The organism is Zobellia laminariae (genome assembly GCF_030553095.1).
GTDB lineage: Bacteria > Bacteroidota > Bacteroidia > Flavobacteriales > Flavobacteriaceae > Zobellia > Zobellia laminariae.
Window position 1 is genome coordinate 4,963,711 of sequence record NZ_CP130738.1, and the last position, 18,752, is coordinate 4,982,462.

15 protein-coding genes and 3 pseudogenes are annotated in these 18,752 nt (G+C 37.7%); 15 read left to right on the forward strand and 3 right to left on the reverse strand.

Going from position 1 to position 18,752, the window contains the following annotated elements; genetic code table 11:
* Positions 1-12 precede the first annotated feature (12 nt).
* Together murQ and Q5W13_RS23810 are read right to left on the reverse strand one after the other, a co-directional pair.
* Entirely contained in the window at positions 13-822 is an 810-nt protein-coding gene (gene murQ / locus Q5W13_RS23805; RefSeq protein WP_304444807.1) for an N-acetylmuramic acid 6-phosphate etherase, read from the reverse strand.
* A gap of 5 nt (positions 823-827) precedes the next feature.
* Positions 828-1,577: a DeoR/GlpR family DNA-binding transcription regulator gene (locus Q5W13_RS23810; RefSeq protein WP_155596886.1), complete on the reverse strand. Its 750-nt coding sequence runs from the start codon at positions 1,575-1,577 to the stop codon at positions 828-830.
* Between the two features lie 193 nt (positions 1,578-1,770).
* Here Q5W13_RS23810 and nagB point away from each other — a divergent pair.
* The 6 genes and pseudogenes from nagB (at position 1,771) to acs (ending at position 9,907) form a co-directional block, all read left to right on the forward strand.
* A pseudogene (gene nagB / locus Q5W13_RS23815) lies at positions 1,771-3,700 on the forward strand (glucosamine-6-phosphate deaminase).
* A 192-nt stretch (positions 3,701-3,892) separates the two neighbouring features.
* On the forward strand, positions 3,893-5,167 hold the full coding sequence (locus tag Q5W13_RS23820) for an MFS transporter (RefSeq protein ID WP_304444808.1): 1,275 nt from the start codon (positions 3,893-3,895) through the stop codon (positions 5,165-5,167).
* Positions 5,160-6,017, forward strand: a complete 858-nt coding sequence (locus Q5W13_RS25610; RefSeq protein WP_368662370.1) for a glycoside hydrolase family 3 protein — start codon at positions 5,160-5,162, stop codon at positions 6,015-6,017. The genes Q5W13_RS23820 and Q5W13_RS25610 overlap by 8 nt, the downstream gene beginning before the upstream one ends.
* A gap of 17 nt (positions 6,018-6,034) precedes the next feature.
* On the forward strand, positions 6,035-6,736 hold the full coding sequence (locus Q5W13_RS25615) for a hypothetical protein (RefSeq protein WP_368662371.1): 702 nt from the start codon (positions 6,035-6,037) through the stop codon (positions 6,734-6,736).
* 4 nt (positions 6,737-6,740) lie between these two features.
* On the forward strand, positions 6,741-7,817 hold the full coding sequence (locus Q5W13_RS23830; RefSeq protein WP_304444809.1) for an anhydro-N-acetylmuramic acid kinase: 1,077 nt from the start codon (positions 6,741-6,743) through the stop codon (positions 7,815-7,817).
* Positions 7,818-7,999: 182 nt separating this feature from the next.
* Positions 8,000-9,907 (forward strand): acetate--CoA ligase, encoded by a 1,908-nt coding sequence (gene acs, locus Q5W13_RS23835; protein ID WP_304444810.1) that lies wholly within the window; start codon positions 8,000-8,002, stop codon positions 9,905-9,907.
* A 75-nt stretch (positions 9,908-9,982) separates the two neighbouring features.
* Here acs and Q5W13_RS23840 read toward each other — a convergent pair whose 3' ends face one another.
* The gene (locus tag Q5W13_RS23840) at positions 9,983-11,206 is read right to left on the reverse strand and encodes a multidrug effflux MFS transporter (protein ID WP_304444811.1); all 1,224 of its coding nucleotides are present in this window, start codon (positions 11,204-11,206) and stop codon (positions 9,983-9,985) included.
* A gap of 109 nt (positions 11,207-11,315) precedes the next feature.
* Between Q5W13_RS23840 and udk the strand changes: the two genes are divergently transcribed.
* The 9 genes and pseudogenes from udk (at position 11,316) to Q5W13_RS23880 (ending at position 18,750) form a co-directional block, all read left to right on the forward strand.
* Positions 11,316-11,924 carry a uridine kinase gene (gene udk / locus Q5W13_RS23845; protein WP_304444812.1) on the forward strand — a complete coding sequence of 203 codons (609 nt, stop codon included), beginning with the start codon at positions 11,316-11,318 and terminating at the stop codon, positions 11,922-11,924.
* A gap of 5 nt (positions 11,925-11,929) precedes the next feature.
* A pseudogene (locus Q5W13_RS23850) lies at positions 11,930-12,261 on the forward strand (FtsB family cell division protein).
* A gap of 391 nt (positions 12,262-12,652) precedes the next feature.
* The gene (locus tag Q5W13_RS23855; RefSeq protein ID WP_304444813.1) at positions 12,653-13,426 is read left to right on the forward strand and encodes a ParA family protein; all 774 of its coding nucleotides are present in this window, start codon (positions 12,653-12,655) and stop codon (positions 13,424-13,426) included.
* Positions 13,426-14,328, forward strand: a complete 903-nt coding sequence (locus tag Q5W13_RS23860) for a ParB/RepB/Spo0J family partition protein (RefSeq protein WP_155596896.1) — start codon at positions 13,426-13,428, stop codon at positions 14,326-14,328. The genes Q5W13_RS23855 and Q5W13_RS23860 overlap by 1 nt, the downstream gene beginning before the upstream one ends.
* Positions 14,321-14,539, forward strand: a complete 219-nt coding sequence (locus Q5W13_RS25620) for a hypothetical protein (RefSeq protein ID WP_368662372.1) — start codon at positions 14,321-14,323, stop codon at positions 14,537-14,539. The genes Q5W13_RS23860 and Q5W13_RS25620 overlap by 8 nt, the downstream gene beginning before the upstream one ends.
* A gap of 35 nt (positions 14,540-14,574) precedes the next feature.
* Complete coding sequence (locus tag Q5W13_RS25625) at positions 14,575-14,961, forward strand: DUF5683 domain-containing protein (RefSeq protein WP_368662589.1); 387 nt, start codon at positions 14,575-14,577, stop codon at positions 14,959-14,961.
* A 54-nt stretch (positions 14,962-15,015) separates the two neighbouring features.
* Positions 15,016-15,717: a 4-hydroxy-tetrahydrodipicolinate reductase gene (gene dapB, locus Q5W13_RS23870; protein ID WP_155596897.1), complete on the forward strand. Its 702-nt coding sequence runs from the start codon at positions 15,016-15,018 to the stop codon at positions 15,715-15,717.
* Positions 15,718-15,815: 98 nt separating this feature from the next.
* Positions 15,816-17,516 (forward strand): annotated as a pseudogene (gene lepB, locus Q5W13_RS23875) (signal peptidase I).
* 43 nt (positions 17,517-17,559) lie between these two features.
* Complete coding sequence (locus Q5W13_RS23880; protein WP_304444814.1) at positions 17,560-18,750, forward strand: molybdopterin molybdotransferase MoeA; 1,191 nt, start codon at positions 17,560-17,562, stop codon at positions 18,748-18,750.
* Positions 18,751-18,752: the final 2 nt, after the last annotated feature.

Below are 18,752 nucleotides of genomic sequence, written 5' to 3' on the forward strand. Positions count from 1 at the left end.
TAGAAAAAAGATTTACGCTCCTGCGTCAATTGCTGCTTTTACAGAACCGTACTTTATTAGAAGTTTCTCGGCTTTATCATAATCAATACCCAAACCTTCTGCAACATAACGTGCTCCCCTATCTACAAGTTTACTATTGCTTAGCTGCATGTTTACCATCTTGTTTCCTTTTACTCTCCCTATCTTAATCATTAAGGCAGTAGAAATCATGTTAAGGGCCAATTTTTGAGCGGTACCGCTTTTCATACGTGTACTTCCTGTCAAAAATTCTGGACCAACGTTCAATTCAATTGCAATATCTGCTGCAACCGCTAACGGAGAACCGGGGTTATTTGTAATTCCAGCAGTAAGTAGTCCTTTTTTCTTCGCCTCGGCAATACCTCCTAAAACATAAGGTGTGGTTCCAGAAGCAGCAATACCTACCACTATATCATTATCGGTAATGTTATGCTCCATCATATCTTTCCAAGCCTGTATACCATTATCTTCCGCATTTTCTACTGCTTTTCGTATGGCAGTATCCCCACCAGCAATCAAACCAATAACTCTTGTATGAGGCATACCAAAAGTTGGGGGTATTTCAGAAGCGTCCAAAATTCCTAATCTTCCACTGGTACCTGCACCAATATAAAATAAGCGACCTCCTTTTTCAAAACGTTCCGCAAGGCCATCTACCAATTTGGTGATTTGTGGTATCGTTGCAGCTACGGCATCGGCAACCTTCTGATCTTCTTCATTTATTTTCTCAAGAAGGGTTGTCGTATCCATCTTCTCTAAATTATCGTGATTCGAAGGTGTTTCGGTTATTTTGGTATACTGCATAATACTTATAGAATTCTAATATCGTGGTTTCTAAATGAGCTCAAAAGGTCGTCCTCTGGCTTTAACTCGGTAACAAGTGTATTAATTGCATTGATATCGCATGTTTTGTAGCGATGTTGCGAATTCAATTTTTCAGAGATGGACAAAAGTACCGTTTTTTTCGAGCATTTAATCACTGCTTTCTTTACCTGTACAATATCCCAATCAAATTCCGTAAGCCCGTAGTTGGAATCTACATAACCCGTACCTATAAAACTAAAGTCTACCCTTATCTCTGCTAAATTATGAATTGCATTAGCCCCTATAGTCGTTTGCGAATCTGTAGAAACTTGTCCACCCACCATAATAACGGTAACATTTGGCTTTGTTAGCAGCTCCATAGCAACAGGAAGGCTATGGGTAAAACAAGTCAAATTTAAATTAGACGGTATTAAATGCGCCAATTCCATACATGTAGTACCGCCATCAACAAAAATTACGCTTCCATCTTTTAAAAGCCCTAAAGCTTTTTCAGCAATTATTATCTTGTCCTTTTGCCTATAAATATTACTATTCTTGGCACTATTGGTTGTAAAACCCAATGATATTGCTCCACCGTGTACACGGCGTAACTTATTTTCGGCATCTAACTCCTTAACATCACGCCTGACGGTATCAATAGAAACATCTAGATTTTCTGCCACATCGGTTAATAATATCCGGTTGTGTATCTCAACTTGACTTAGAATCGCCTGATGCCGTTCTTCTTTTAACATTGTACTTTAAATTATATTCTCAACAAAGATAGCAAAAATTGAGAATTGCCGTTTTATACCAGCTTAAAGTTAAATAATCATTAAAAAAGCACAAAACAGCATTCAAAAGAAGCAAAAAACAGCAAATAGAATTTGTTTTGCATATATTTGCAAGGTTACTACATCACACAACAAACACAAAAGAGCCGCTTCTATGAAAACAATTTTAGAAAAAAATGGAGCCAATATAATGTATAAACCTGTTGGTCAATTTGAAGAAACCCGTTTTGAAAAAATTCATAATGTAATTTTTTCCAATTCAAATCAAGCCTCTATAAAAGTGGCCGAAGAACTCGCTGCACTTATTAGAAAAAAGCAAGAAGCTAATAAAAATTGTGTTTTAGGTCTTGCCACAGGTTCCTCTCCTATTAGAGTTTATGAAGAATTGGTAAGAATGCACAAAGAAGATGGCCTGAGCTTCCATAACGTAATCACCTTTAATTTAGATGAGTACCTTCCTATGGAGAAGGATAATCGTCAGAGTTATTGGTATTTCATGCACGAGCACCTTTTTAATCACGTAGACATAAACCCTAAGAATATTCATGTTCCCGATGGGACGATTTCAAGTGATAAAGTAATTGACTACTGTATTTCTTATGATGATAAAATAAAGAAAAACGGGGGATTAGACTTTCAATTGCTAGGTATTGGACGTACGGGCCACGTTGGTTTTAACGAACCTGGATCCCACTACAATTCTGGTACACGTGTTATCACCCTAGACCACATTACTTTAGTAGATGCGGCACCTGCCTTTTTAGGAATTGATAACGTACCTAGAAAAGCAATAACCATGGGTATTGCAACCGTTATGAGCGCTAAGAGAATTGTACTTTTAGGATGGGGAGAGAACAAGGCCAACATTCTTAAAAAGACCATTGAAGGCGAGATATCTCCGCAAGTTCCCGCTACCTATTTACAGAACCATAAAAACTGTACGTTTGTTTTGGATACTGGCGCAGGTAGCCAACTTACCAGAAATAAAACGCCTTGGCTAGTAGATGAATCATTAGAATGGACGGAGAGCTTGACTTCTAAAGCTATCGTTTGGCTTTGTGATGAAACCAACAAATCTATTCTTAGCCTAACGGACAAAGATTACAACGATAATGGTATGTCCGGTTTATTGACAACAGAAGACTCTTACGACTTAAACATAAAAATGTTTAATAAGTTACAGCATACTATTACCGGATGGCCTTGGCGGAAAACCAAATGCCGATGATTCTAGCCGCCCTGAGCGTGCAGAACCAGCTAGAAAACGAGTTATTATTTTTAGCCCACATCCAGATGATGACGTAATTTCAATGGGAGGAACTTTTGATAGATTGATAGAGCAAGGCCATGACGTTCACGTCGTTTACCAAACCTCAGGGAATATAGCGGTATCCGATACCGATGCACTCAGGTACGCAGAAATATCAAAACGAATAGGACCAACAGATGAGGCACAGAAAATTATAGACTGTATTAAGGACAAAAGCGATAGTAGTTTTGATTCTCTTGAAGTAAGAAAGTTGAAAGGAAATATTAGACGGGGAGAATCCTATGCAGCAGTACGCTACTTAGGGTTAGAAGATTCTCATGTCCACTTTTTAGACCTTCCTTTTTATGAAACGGGAACTATCAAGAAAAATAATCTTTCGGAAAAAGATATTGAAATAGTCCAATCTATAATTACAGAGATAAAACCTCATCAAATATATGCTGCAGGAGATTTAGCAGACCCTCATGGCACACACAAAGTTTGTCTTGATGCCATTTTTGAGTCACTAGACAGATTAAAAGCAGAACCTTATATGGATGATTGCTGGGTTTGGCTTTATAGAGGTGCTTGGCACGAATGGGATGTAGATGAAATTGAAATGGCCGTACCTATGAGCCCAAGTCAGGTTCTTAAGAAACGATATGCTATTTTCTGTCACCAATCTCAAAAGGATGGGGTTATGTTTCAAGGCGATGATTCCAGAGAGTTTTGGATGCGTGCCGAAGAACGTAACAAAAATACAGCAGAACGATATCGTGCGCTAGGCCTTTCGCACTATGCGGCAATGGAAGCTTTTGTACGTTACAAATTCTAGTTTTAAAAATAAATTATAAAAGGCCTGTTGCAATTAGCTAACAGGCCTTTTACTGTTTTTCAATCCTTTAGAGATTGAAAAAATGATGTTGTTTATAAGAACATTACACTTTGATGAGCATGCTACTCAAAATACCCTCAAAAAATAGTAGCTTTAAACCACTTTTGATTTTCAAGCTACACATTTAACTTCATGATAGAAAAAGACAAAGGAGCATGGGTTTGGGTACCCATTTTATATTTTACCCAAGGTTTGCCATACGTTTTAGTCGTAAGTGTATCCGTTATCATGTACAAACAATTAGGTGTTAGCAATGAAGACATTGGCTTATACACTAGCCTTTTGTATTTGCCATGGGTCCTAAAGCCTTTATGGAGTCCGTTTGTGGACCTTAAAAGCACCAAACGAAAATGGTTTTTATCTATGCAGCTTTTAATTGCATTAGCCCTTTTTGGAGTTGCCCTTACTATTCCTACCAGCTTGTTCTTAACCACTACCCTAGCCTGTTTTTGGATGGCCGCTTTTGCTTCTGCTACCAATGACATTGCTTCCGACGGATATTATATGCTGGGTCTAACCGAGAAAAAACAATCGTTTTTTGTGGGTATGCGCAGTACCTTTTATCGATTGGCCATGGTTACTGGCGAGGGACTAATCGTTGTTATGGCCGGGTTTCTGGAAAACAAATACGGAGACAACTCAAAAGCATGGAGCATCACCATGACTGCAGCAGCTTTTCTTATGTTAGCACTTACGGTTTCAACCTTTTTTGCAGCCCCCAAATACGAGTCTTCATCAAACGTTACGAAAGAGAAACCTACTGGCTTTTTTGAAGTGTTTTCCTCCTTTTTCAAAAAACCGGGTATAGGCATAGCATTGGCTTTTATTCTAACCTACCGTTTAGGGGAATCTCAATTAGTGAAAATGGCTGCACCTTTTCTATTGGATGCCCCAGATAAAGGAGGCTTAGGCTATTCTACGGAACAATTAGGAACCATTTTTGGTACGGCAGGCGTTATTTTCCTTTCCGTTGGAGGTATTTTAGGAGGTATATTAATCTCAAAAGATGGACTCAAGAAATGGATGCTTCCCATGGTCCTTTCCTTAAACCTTCCGAATGTACTTTATGCCATTTTAGCCATGACTAAAACAACCAGTGTATATGCCGTTACCGGAACTGTGATACTGGAGAAGTTTGGCTACGGTTTTGGGTTTGCAGCTTTTTTAATGTACCTCATTTATATTTCTGAAGGAAAGTCAAAAACCTCACACTATGCTATTGCAACCGGCTTTATGGCTTTAGGAATGATGCTTCCGGGTATGGTTAGTGGCTATATGCAGCAATGGTTGGGTTACGGTGGATTCTTTGTTTGGGTCGTAATTGCAGCGCTTCCTGCTTTATTTTTAGTGAATTTCATAAAATACCCTGCAGATTTCGGGAAAAAATCTACCAAATTAGATGCTTAATATATTGCCATACACAAAAGCCACAGAAACGTTGAATTTAGCCGAAAAGGTAGGTCAGTTATTCATGCCCGCAGCCTTCATAAACGATACCGAAGATGAAATTCAACAGTTAGAAAAACTCATAAAAGAATATCATATTGGCTCATTATGCTTCTTCCACAGCAGAGCAAGTGCGGCAACCAATTTTGAAGGAAAGAAAAAAATAGTCTCCAATGAGAAGAGTTTTGAAACCTTGCAAAACCTAATCATCCGTTATCAAAAAGCAGCCAAATACCCCTTACTCATTGCAATTGATGCCGAATGGGGATTGGCTATGCGAATTGAAAAAACGCCGCAATACCCTTATGCTATAACCTTAGGATCCATTCCAGATGATTCGGAAAACTTGATTTACGAGGTAGGCAAAAATATTGCAAAAGACTGCAAAGCCGCAGGAATACATTGGAACCTTGCTCCTTGCGTAGACATCAATAACAACCCAAATAACCCCGTTATTGGGTATCGTTCTTTTGGAGAAGATAAAATTAAAGTAACTCAAAAGGCCTTAGCCTATATTAATGGTACTAGCTCAGAAGGTGTACTAACTAGCATTAAGCATTTTCCGGGGCATGGAGATACCGCAACCGATTCTCATTTAGGCCTACCCTTAATAAATAAGACAAAAGAAGAGTTGGTAAATAACGAACTGTACCCCTTTCAAAAACTGATTCTAGAAGGAACAGATTCGGTTATGGCGGGGCATTTATCGGTTCCTGCTCTGGCCAACGGAAAAGATACGCCTTCAAGCATTTCAAAAGATATTATAAGAGGGGTTCTAAGAAAAGAAATGGGATACGATGGTGTGTTGTAATTTCTGATGCATTAAATATGCATGCAGTTTCCAAAAACTACCCTATAAAAGGAGAATTAGAATGGTTAGCTTTTGATGCTGGAAACGATGTGCTTTGTTTTGCCGAGCATGTAAAAGAAGGCATTGAAACCATCTTAAAAAATGCCTCAGAAAAAGCCATAGAAAAAAGTTTCGACCGAATTTGGAAACTAAAAGAAAAATCAATCCCAACTACTAAGAATGTATGTTCTGATCTAACAAATCCTGATGAGCTAAACGAAAAAATAGCTAAGCAAAGCCTTTCGTTGATTAAGGGAACCAAAGATATAATCAAGACATTCAAAGAAACTGAGTTTAAAGGTCTATCAATCTCATTAAACCCTGATAATCATTTTTTTAAATCGATTTACAACAACAAGAAATTTACTTCTATCACTGAAATAAATGAGACAGACAAGGTTGAGGGAAATATACTTTTAGCACTTTTTCCTCCTCAAATAAAGCCTACCAATAACTTTGGTTTCACCGAAGAAGAACTTGTTCTAATCAACAGACTTATCAGCACAAATAATGTGATTCTTTACATCTTTGGAAATCCATATATACTTAATCACATCAACATAGAAAATGCAAAAGCTGTTGTGGTTGCATATCAAAACCAGAAGTCTTTTCAAGAAGTCGCAGCAAATCATTTTTTAGGTAATTTAGAAGCACGGGGCAAACTACCAATAACCATTTAAAAGTATGAAAACATATAAAATTCTGGGTCTTATGTCAGGCACTTCTTTAGATGGCCTAGACCTTTCATATTGTACCATTTGGCAAGAAGGACACACGTGGCAATTTGGCATCAAAAAAACTAAAAGCGTTTCGTATTCCACAGAAATGCAAGCTCAATTAAAAGATGCTATTTATTTACCTGCCGATGCACTTTTAAAGTTTCATAACAGTTACGGCACATGGCTTGGTGAACAGTGTGATTTGTTTATCAATGATCACGGCTTAGAAGTTGACTATATATCTAGTCACGGGCACACAACACATCATCAACCTGAAAACGGTTTAACCTTTCAGATAGGAAATGGTCAACATTTGGCCAATGCCAGTAAACACTGCGTAATATGTGATTTTAGGACTAATGATGTTGCGCTTGGGGGCCAAGGAGCTCCTCTTGTTCCTATTGGTGACCGATTGTTTTTCAATAAATATGATTATTGTTTGAACCTTGGAGGTATCAGCAATATTTCATTTGAACACAATGGTAGTCGTATTGCCTACGATATTGGCCTAGCCAACATGATTCTAAACCATATTACCCGAAAAAATGATTTGGATTATGATGCGGGAGGAAATCTGGCAAAAACCGGCAAGGTAAATATCAGCATGCTTGAAAAACTCAATGGATTAGAATTTTATAAACTTCCCTTTCCAAAATCAATCGGGTATGAATGGTTTATAGAGAAAGTCGTTCCTATTATTGAAAGTACAGAAGATAGTATGGAAAACCTGCTATGCACCAGCATTCATCATATCTGCGAACAAGTAGCTATCCAAGTAAAGGCAAATAGAAAAAAGTCTGGAAGCACTTTATTTGCTACCGGTGGTGGCGCCTTGAACGACTTTCTAATAGAGACTCTTCAACAAAAGCTAGGGGATACTGCAAAAGTGGTAGTTCCCTCAAAACAACTTATAGAATTTAAGGAAGCATTAGTCTTTGCATTAATGGGTGTTTTAAGAATAGAGAAGAAAACAAATGTTTTGAGCTCTGTTACCGGAGCAAAAAGAGACTCGTCTAGTGGAGTTTTGTTTTTACCCAATTAAAACCAGCTAATATTATTAGAGTTAAATCTTATTATTTTTAATATAACAATATAGATACCCAGAAATGTAAAAAGAAGGACATGCTTCCCTTTACCAAAATAAAAAAAACATAGAATACCTCTCTATTTTATGAAGATTAAAAGGGTTTTCGTTTCAATATCAATTCAAACAATCGAAGCACAATGAGTAATTACCACATCAAACATCTAGAAGAATACTACCAAGTTTATAGAAAATCCGTTAGAAACCCTGAAGGTTTTTGGGAAGAAATAGCGGAAGAGCATTTTGTCTGGCGTAAAAAATGGGACAACGTATTAAGTTGGGATTTTTCTAAGCCGGAAATTAAATGGTTTGAGGGTGCAAAACTCAACATTACTGATAACTGCCTTGACAGGCACCTTCCTACGCGAGGGGATAAAACAGCCATTATATTCGAGCCAAATGACCCAAATGAAGAAGCGCTCCAGATCACGTATAGAGAGCTACACGAAAGGGTTTGCCGCATGGCAAATGTTCTAAAAGACCATGGCGTCAAAAAAGGAGACCGTGTTTGTATTTACCTTCCTATGATTCCGGAACTTGCCGTTTCACTTTTGGCCTGTGCTAGAATTGGCGCAATACATTCTGTTGTTTTTGCTGGTTTTTCATCCAATGCTTTAGCTACCCGTATAAATGATTCCGATTGTAAAATAGTACTCACCTCAGATGGTTCATTCCGTGGTTCAAAATCAATAGACCTTAAAGGAATTGTAGACAAAGCGCTTGAAGATTGTCCTGGAGTTCAAAATGTATTGGTAGCCAAACGAATTAACAGTGATATTCATATGGAAGAAGGGCGTGACAAATGGTTGCAACCCTTACTTAACGAAGCTTACGCAGATTGCGTAGCAGAAATAATGGATGCAGAAGACCCATTGTTCATTCTTTACACTTCAGGCTCCACTGGAACACCAAAGGGAATGGTCCATACCACCGGGGGCTATATGGTATATACTGCATATACTTTTAAAAACGTATTTCAATATAGAGAAGAAGACGTCTATTGGTGTACTGCGGATATAGGCTGGATAACCGGACATTCATACATCGTTTATGGACCATTGGCAAACGGAGCAACAACCGTTATGTTTGAAGGTGTTCCTTCATACCCAGATTATGGTCGGTTTTGGGAGGTCGTAGAAAAACACAAGGTGAATCAATTCTATACCGCACCAACGGCAATCCGTGCCTTAGCTAAAGAGAATTTAGAGTTTGTAGAAAAGCATGACCTTTCTTCACTGAAAGTATTAGGTTCCGTAGGTGAACCTATTAACGAGGAAGCTTGGCATTGGTACAACAATAATGTTGGTAAAAATAACAGCCCTATTGTAGATACGTGGTGGCAAACTGAAACTGGTGGTATTATGATTACCCCAATCCCTTACGTTACCCCTACCGCGCCCACCTATGCTACCCTACCATTTATTGGTATACAACCCGCTTTAATGGATGAAGTAGGAAAAGAACTAAAAGGCAACCAAGTATCCGGAAGGTTGTGTATTAAATTCCCATGGCCCTCTATTGCCAGAACCATATGGGGCAATCATGAGCGCTATAGAGATACTTATTTTTCCGCTTATAAAGACATGTATTTTACGGGAGATGGCGCATTGCGAGACGCCGTAGGATACTACAGAATTACAGGACGCGTAGATGATGTTATTATTGTTTCCGGACATAACTTAGGAACAGCACCAATTGAAGATTCCATTAACGAGCATCCAGCAGTAGCTGAAAGTGCTATTGTTGGCTTTCCTCATGAGGTAAAAGGAAATGCTCTTTATGGCTATGTTATTCTAAAGGAATTTGGAGAAACCAGAGACCGAGATAATTTACGGAAGGAAATTAATCAGCAAATTACAGAGCACATTGGGCCAATTGCCAAATTGGATAAGATCCAGTTTGTTTCTGGGTTGCCAAAAACACGTAGTGGAAAAATTATGCGTCGAATTCTCAGAAAAATAGCTTCAAAAGACACCTCTAACTTAGGAGATACTAGTACACTACTTAACCCCGAAGTGGTTGAAGAAATTATTGAAAATGCCCTTTAAGGTGATATAAAGTACCGGCAAAGGATGAGTCTTAAAGATTCTCTTTTGCCGGCTTTTTTTTATTCTAAATAATTTCTACAAGCCGCTACGCTCAGCAGTAGCAAAAACTTTTCCTTTGGTAACCATTAGTATCGTAGTCAAAGCAAGTAAGCCGCATACTGCTAAACCTACAAACATTGGCCAAACTGTTTCCTGTACTTGTCCACCTATATAATTAGCTATGGGAACGGAAAGAAGGGTAGAAATAAAACCATTTATAGCCGCGCCAATTCCGGCAATATGCCCAATAGGCTCCATTGCTATAGACCTGAAATTTCCCCATAGAAAACCCAAACATAAAAACTGAACGAATAAGAATATCACCAAAATAGGCATACTTGGATTCGGTTTTCCCCAAAAGAGTACTACATAGGATAATGCAATAACACAAAATGCCGCCATAGCTGTTACAGCCAATCTACGCATACCAAAATGTAATACCATAGTACCGTTTAAAAAAGTAGATAAGCCAACAGAACAGGCAAGACCAGCAAATATGTACGGGAAATTTTCTGCCATATCATATTGATCTTCAAAGACATGTTGAGAAGAACTTAAGTACACTAAAAATGCACCGGTCACAAATCCGGAAGCAAAAGTAAAAGCAACCGTTTCGCGGTGTCTAAAAAATTCTTTTGAACCGTTTATGAAAACGGATATTGAAAAAGGTATTTTAAACTGCGCTTTTAAAGTTTCTGGTTGGCGCTTCCAGAACCAAATACTAACCACCAGTCCAAAGAACAATTGAACATAAAAGATATATTCCCAGCCAAAAGCATCCATAATCCATTTACCAATGGCCGGTGCCACTACGGGAACTAAAATAAAGAAGGCGGTAACAAATGACATAATTTTAGCCATATAATCGCCTTTATAAGTATCTCTAATGATAGCGATAGCAATGGTACGAGGTGCTGAAAGACCAATACCTTGTAAAATACGGCCAACAATCATAACCTCTAAAGAAGGTGCCAATACACAAATAACACTTGCTACGGCAAAAATTGAGAACCCCATGTAAACCACAGGTTTTCTACCGTAACTATCAGATAATGGACCAAAAAATAACTGACCAACACCAAGACCTAAAAAAATCATGGTTATCAGCAGCTGGTTTTCTAAGGGATCTAAGCTATTTACAGAAATTCCTATATGCGAAAGAGCAGGCAACAAGGCATCTATTGCTAGAGCTACAATAGACATTAAAGAAGCCATTAAGGCTATAAATTCAAAATTTGGACTAACATTATCATTCTGCATAGTACAAAAGTAAGTATTAGCTTAGAAAGGCGTATTACCAAAAGTTCCTTTTAGGTATAAACCCGTAATTGATTCACAAATATGTATTTTTGACAAAAATTTAAATAGCATGCTGATAATTGGAATAGCGGGAGGCACAGGTTGTGGCAAAACAACAGTTGTAAACCAAATTATAGACTCGCTGCCAGAAGGTGAAGTTGGAGTAATTTCGCAAGACTCTTACTATAACGACCTCTCCGAAATGCCTTTGGAAGAAAGAAGAAAAACAAATTTTGACCATCCGCAATCTATTGATTTTGCTTTGCTCGAAAAGCACCTGAAGCTTTTAAAAGAAGGACACTCAATCAAACAACCGGTGTATTCTTTTCTTGAATGTAACCGCACAAATAAAACTGTACCGGTACACCCTACAAAGGTTCTTATTGTAGAAGGTATTCTTATTTTGACCAACTCAATGTTGCGTAAAATGATGGACATCAAGATTTTTGTTCATGCAGATTCAGACGAAAGATTGATTAGAAGATTAAAAAGAGATGTTAATGAACGTGGTTGGAATCTAGATGAAACATTAGATAAGTACCAGTCTAACATTAAGCCTATGCATCTTCAGTTTATAGAGCCTAGCAAAGAATACGCAGATATTATTATTCCCAACAATAAATACAACACAGTTGCAGTTGATATTGTACGTACAATCATCAACGAGAAACTAGCATAGTAAAAATGGGATTCAAAGATTTGAAAAAGAAGAAATGGTTTAGCATCCTTACCAATATGTACGTATTGGTGCTGACTGTTTTTGTTGTATGGATGCTTTTTTTGACACAAACTCCCTATTGATTCACCTAGAACTCAAAAAGGAAATCCAGAAACTTGAGAAGCAACAGGAGTTTTTAAAGGATGAAATTGCCAACGATAAAAAAATCCTTAAGAAATTATCAGATCCGGAAGAGTTAGAAAAGTTTGCGCGGGAGCAATATTTTCTTAAAAAGAAGGATGAAGAAATTTACCTTATCGAATATGAGGACAGCTTAAATATTGAGGAAAAAGAGTAAAATAAAAAGAGCTTTGTTAATAACAAAACTGATTTAAAAAAAAGAGCTCGCCTTCTGTTAATTACAGTTTAAAAAAAATCAAAATAAGATTTCTACAATACTCAATTAATCATTTATATTAAATTCGTAAATCACTACTTACAAGCCACTTAGATAAGTTTCGATATTTGGCATTGGACTTCAAATCGATTAAAACTCTCTAACACTCAATTACCACGCGTTTCAAATTTTTCATATTGAAACTCTACTCTAAATCCATATTTATTCTCAAAAGGCGCCTTCAGTTAACTAACTTTAACGTAAAAGGTCATACTTATTCACTTTGTGTTAACAAAATGGTTTTAATTGCATGGTAAATAATCGTATTTTTACCCCCTAACTCAAACTAATAATGGGCAAGATTATTGCTATTGCGAATCAAAAGGGAGGAGTAGGTAAAACTACTACTGCAGTTAATTTAGCGGCCTCTCTAGGTGTTTTAGAGAAGAAGGTATTGCTAATAGATGCTGATCCACAGGCAAATGCCACATCTGGTTTGGGCATTGATGTAGAAACTGTTGAATACGGTACATATCAACTTCTTGAGCACACTATAAGTGCCAAAGAAGCCATCATAAGTACAGATTCTCCTAACCTAGACCTTATTCCCGCACATATTGACTTGGTTGCCATTGAGATAGAATTGGTAGATAAGGATCAACGGGAGTATATGATGAAACAGGCCATTTCTGACCTTAGGGACAGTTATGATTATATTTTAATTGATTGCGCACCTTCTTTGGGCTTACTTACTTTGAACGCCCTTACCGCCGCAGACTCTGTTATCATTCCTATACAATGTGAATATTTTGCTTTAGAAGGCCTTGGAAAACTTTTGAACACCATTAAAAGTGTTCAGAAAATACACAATGCCAACTTAGATATTGAAGGCATGTTATTGACCATGTACGATTCACGTTTAAGACTATCAAACCAAGTAGTAGAAGAAGTGCGCAAGCATTTTTCAGATATGGTTTTCGATACTATAATTCAGCGTAATGTACGATTGAGCGAAGCTCCTAGTTATGGGGAAAGCATCATAAAATATGACGCAAGCAGTAAAGGCGCAACTAATTACCTGAATCTGGCCAATGAAGTCGTCAAGAAAAATAAAGAGATAGCTTAATGGCGAAAGCAACAAAAAAACAAGCACTAGGTCGCGGACTTTCCGCTTTATTGAAAGATCCAGAAAATGATATCCAATCTGCAGCAGACAAGAATGCTGACAAAGTAGTTGGCAATATCGTAGAATTGGATATTGAGGCTATTGAAATGAATCCTTTTCAGCCTCGTTCAAACTTTAATGACGAGACTCTTAAGGAACTGGCCACATCAATAGGTCAACTAGGTGTTATACAGCCAATTACGGTTCGTAAATTAGATTTTAATAAATACCAGTTGGTTTCTGGTGAAAGAAGATGCCGAGCTTCAAAATTGGCGGGACTTACCACTATACCAGCATACATTCGTATTGCCGATGATCAAGAATCATTGGAAATGGCCTTGGTAGAGAATATTCAACGCCAAGACTTAGACCCTATAGAAATAGCTATTTCATATCAGAGGTTACTTGATGAAATTCAATTAACGCAAGAAAAATTGAGTGATCGTGTTGGTAAAAAACGCTCTACGATTACCAATTATTTGCGTCTTTTACGTCTTGACCCTATTATACAGACAGGTATTAGGGATGGCTTTTTAAGTATGGGACATGGCCGTGCTTTGGTGAACATAGAAAAAAAGGGAGACCAGATAGCATTATACGAGAAAATCATAGGTCAGAACCTTTCTGTTCGCGAAACGGAACGCGCCGTAAAAGCCTATCATGAAGGTGTTGCTCCTGAAAAACCTGCGAAGAAAGCTTCAAAAGCGCCAGAATTTGTTCAAGGAAACATTAAACCGTTCACTGAGCACCTTTCGGTTAAAGTAGATATTTCTGCCAGCGAAAAAGGAAATGGAAAAATAACCATTCCTTTTCATTCTCAAGAAGAATTCAATCGAATCAAAAAATTGATCCTAGGTGAGTAAATCCTTGCTAACCCTTATTTTTATTTCTCTTTTTACAATAACCGTTGCTGCTCAAAAAGAAACGGTCGAAAATAAAGAGGTAGACTCACTCCAGACAAATTTAGCAAATGAGGGTCTTATTGTGGTGGATACACTCGTGAAGAAAAAAGTCCCTTTTAATGCACTTGCTCCTAGTAAAGCGGCATTTTATTCTGCTGTATTCCTGGTCTAGGTCAGATTTACAATAAACGATATTGGAAAGTACCTATTGTTTATGGAGCCATTGGTGCTGCCGTTTACGGCTACACTTGGAATAATAACCAATACCAACGTGCACGTACTGCTTTTAAGAGAAGATTAGCCGGTTTTACCGATGATGAATTCTACGACCCTAACAATACTGGTAGCACCACTCCCGCTATAAGTGACGACGCTCTACAGAGTGAACAGGAAAGATATCAACAAGACAGAGATTTATTACTATTGGTATCGATAGCCATGTATGCTCTAAATATTGTGGATGCTAATGTAGATGCACATTTGAAGCAATTTAATGTGGACGACGACCTGAGCTTTGATATGGAACCTTTTTTGGATTTAGACCCAGTGACCAATAACCCTAGTTACGGGATGGCCCTAATAATAAAATTTTAAACACAAACAGCTGTTTTTAAGTTAGTTAAAATCAGTTATCGAAATAATTATAAATTGAAAATAGCACTATTCGGATACGGTAAAATGGGCAAGATGATTGAGAAAATCGCCCTAAGCAGAAATCATACTATTGTTGCAAAAGTAGATGTTGACACAGTTGATATTGATTTTTCAGAAATGGATGTTGCTATTGACTTTAGTATGCCTAGTGCGGCTTACGGCAACCTTACCAAATGTTTTGAACATGGTGTTCCGGTAATTTCGGGAACCACAGGATGGCTAGATAAATATGACGAAGCGGTGGCTTTATGTAAAGAAAATAAAGGTGCCTTTATATATGCTTCTAACTTTAGTTTGGGAGTAAATGTATTTTTTGAGCTCAATGAATATTTGGCCAAGATGATGAAAAATTTAGACCAATATAAAGTGTCTATGGAAGAAATTCATCATACACAGAAATTGGATGAGCCTAGTGGAACAGCCATTACACTAGCCGAAGGAATTATCAAAAACACCAAGTATAATGCTTGGAAGCTTGAAAATGCTCCGGCAGGTGAAATTCCAATTGTATCAAAAAGAATTGGTACAACACCCGGTACACACAGTATAGATTACAGTAGTGAGGTAGACTCCATAGAAATAAAGCATACGGCACACAACAGAGAGGGGTTTGCCCTTGGTGCTGTTATTGCTGCCGAGTGGATTGTGGGCAAAACAGGTGTTTTTACCATGAAAGATGTGTTAAACCTTGGTTAAGACATACAATAATTGAATAAAAATTAAGCTTACTTGCAATAGAGTCTCTGGAATTCAGTCATTTAAAAATTCCTTAGCTGCAATTAAAAAATACACAAATGGACGCAACACAGTGGTTACTATTTATTCTGGTTATTCAGATTATCCATTTTGCAGGAACTTGGAAATTATATGTAAAAGCCGGTAGAAAAGCTTGGGAGGCTGCAATACCAGTATACAATGCTATTGTTTTAATGCAAATTATCAATCGCCCTAAATGGTGGACGATACTTTTGTTCATTCCAATCATCAACTTATTGATGTTTCCTATCGTTTGGATTGAAACCATACGTAGTTTTGGACGTAATAGCACAGCAGACACATGGTTAGTGATACTTACGTTTGGCTTATACATCTTCTATGTAAATTATGCTTTAGACGTAAAATATATTGAAGACAGAAGCCTTCAGCCACAAACAGCTACTGGCGAATGGGTAAGCTCAATTGCTTTTGCAGTTATCGCTGCTACACTTGTTCATACCTACTTCATTCAGCCTTATGTAATTCCAACACCATCGTTAGAACGCACGCTACGTGTTGGGGATTTATTATTTGTTAGTAAATTCAACTATGGTGCAAGAACCCCTATGACTACGGTTGCTGCCCCTATGGTACACGATACTTTGCCCATTATTGGCACAAAATCATATTTAACTAAACCTCAGCTTCCATATTTTAGGTTGCCAAGGTTTTACAAAAGTTGACCGAAACGATATTGTTGTTTTCAGTTGGCCTGCAGATACGGTTCGTCAGTTTTTCAAAAGAGAAAAAGGAGTAATTAAACCTATCGATAAAAAATCTAATTACGTAAAACGTTGCGTGGGTATTCCAGGAGATTCATTAGCTGTTATAGATGGTTATGTTTATATTAACGGAAAGCAATTAAAACTATCTGACAGAGCCAAGCCCCAATACGACTATACACTTTACTCTAGCAAAGGAGTTTCTTCTACATTGTTAGAAAAAGTAAATGCTACAGGATGGACTAGAAAATATATTATCAATTCGCTGAACCAACAACAACTAAACAGCATTCAGAAATACGTTAAGGGTTATAAACAGCGTAATGATGGTAAATTGGAAGTCTACACTACCGAAAGAGGAATTCCCGTTTCAGTAGCCCGTAAAAATGCTATTTCCTTAGCTGAAGAAACTGGTCTTTCACGTGTTGCTCCGCTTACCGCTGAAATGGCGGAACAGCTTAAAAAAGAACCTTCATTGGACTCCATTGTAAGAATGGTTGATAAAAAAGGGTAGCTGGTGCAAACATATTCCCCCAAAGCAGGGATTACCCATGGAATTACGACCAAATGGGGCCTATTTACATTCCTGAAAAAGGTGCTACTGTGGCATTAAATTTAAAGGTTTTACCGCTTTACAAAAAGATTATACGAGAATATGAAGGGAACACCATTAGCGTTGCTGGTAACCAAATAAAAATTAATGGAGAAGTAGCTGATTCATATACATTTAAACAAGATTACTATTGGATGATGGGTGATAACCGTGACCACTCCGAAGATAGTAGGGCTTGGGGCTATGTACCTGAAAACCATATTGTAGGTACACCTATATTTATCTGGTTGAGCGTTGATAATTTTAACGACGGTATTCTTAGCTGGAGACCTAGATGGGACCGTATTTTCACGACCGTAAATGGCTCGGGAGAACCCGTTTCTTACTTTAAATATTTCCTAATTGGCTTAATTGCTTATTTTGTGGGAAGTTGGTTATGGAACAAAAAGAAAGCTAAGGGATAGTATTTCTTTTTACGATTGCCTTATCTAAATATCAGATTATAGGATGATAACCTTTGAAAATGCTTTTGAACACGTATTACAACATACGTTGGACCTTGGAGATGAAACCATAGCGCTTTTAAACAGCACCGGTAGAGTTCTAAGTGAAGATATTAAAGCTGATAGGGATTTTCCGCCGTTTAATCGCTCTACCAAAGATGGTATTGTCATTGCTTTTTCGGCCATTGAAAAGGGAATTACTCGTTTTAAAGTGGAGGGTGTTCTAAGTGCGGGCATGCCTCAGCAAAAACTTTCAACGCATAATAATTGTCTTGAGATTATGACAGGTGCCGTTCTTCCTGAACAGGCAGATACTATTGTCATGTATGAAGAAACCGAAATTAAGGATGGTTGGGCTTCGATTATAAAAACGCCTAAAAAAGGACAAAACATACATCGCCAAAGTACAGATGAAAAAAAAGGCGCTATCCTTCTAAAAAAAGGAACGGAAATTACTGCTGCGGTTGTTGGCGTATTGGCTTCTGTTGGAAAAAAGGATGTACTTGTAAAAACACTTCCTAAAATTTGTGTGGTCTCCACAGGAAACGAACTTGTAGAAATACATGAGACTCCACTACCCCACCAGATTAGAAAATCCAACTCCCTTTCTCTTGCTTCTGCGCTGGAAAAAGTAAAAATAAAACCTACCCTTCTACATATAGCGGATGATAAATCAATTATAGAAAAGCAACTTGAACAAGCTCTGTCAAAATTTGATGTACTGATGCTTAGTGGTGGCGTATCTAAAGGAAAGTTTGATTTTATTCCCGACGCCCTGCATAATTTAGGTATTGAGAAGGTTTTTCACCGTGTGGCACAACGTCCCGGAAAACCTTTCTGGTTTGGGGTACAAAAGAGAAAACAGAAAGTAGTATTCTCTTTCCCCGGAAACCCCGTTTCTACTTTTGCCAATTACCATGTGTATTTTTTACCATGGCTCAAAAAATCGCTTAGTGTTGAAAACAAAAAACAGTCTGTTATTTTAGACGAGCCTATACAACCTCACCCTTCATTAACACTGTTTGCGCAAGTTACTACACAACTCCGCGAAGGCAAATTCATTGCAAAAACACTAAAAGGCAATGGTTCTGGTGACTTAGTCAGTTTAGCCTTGGCAAACGGGTTTATTCGTGTTCCACAAGGCGACAAAGAAATACCTTCGGGAACTGTTTTAGACTTTATTGAGGCTTTTTAAAT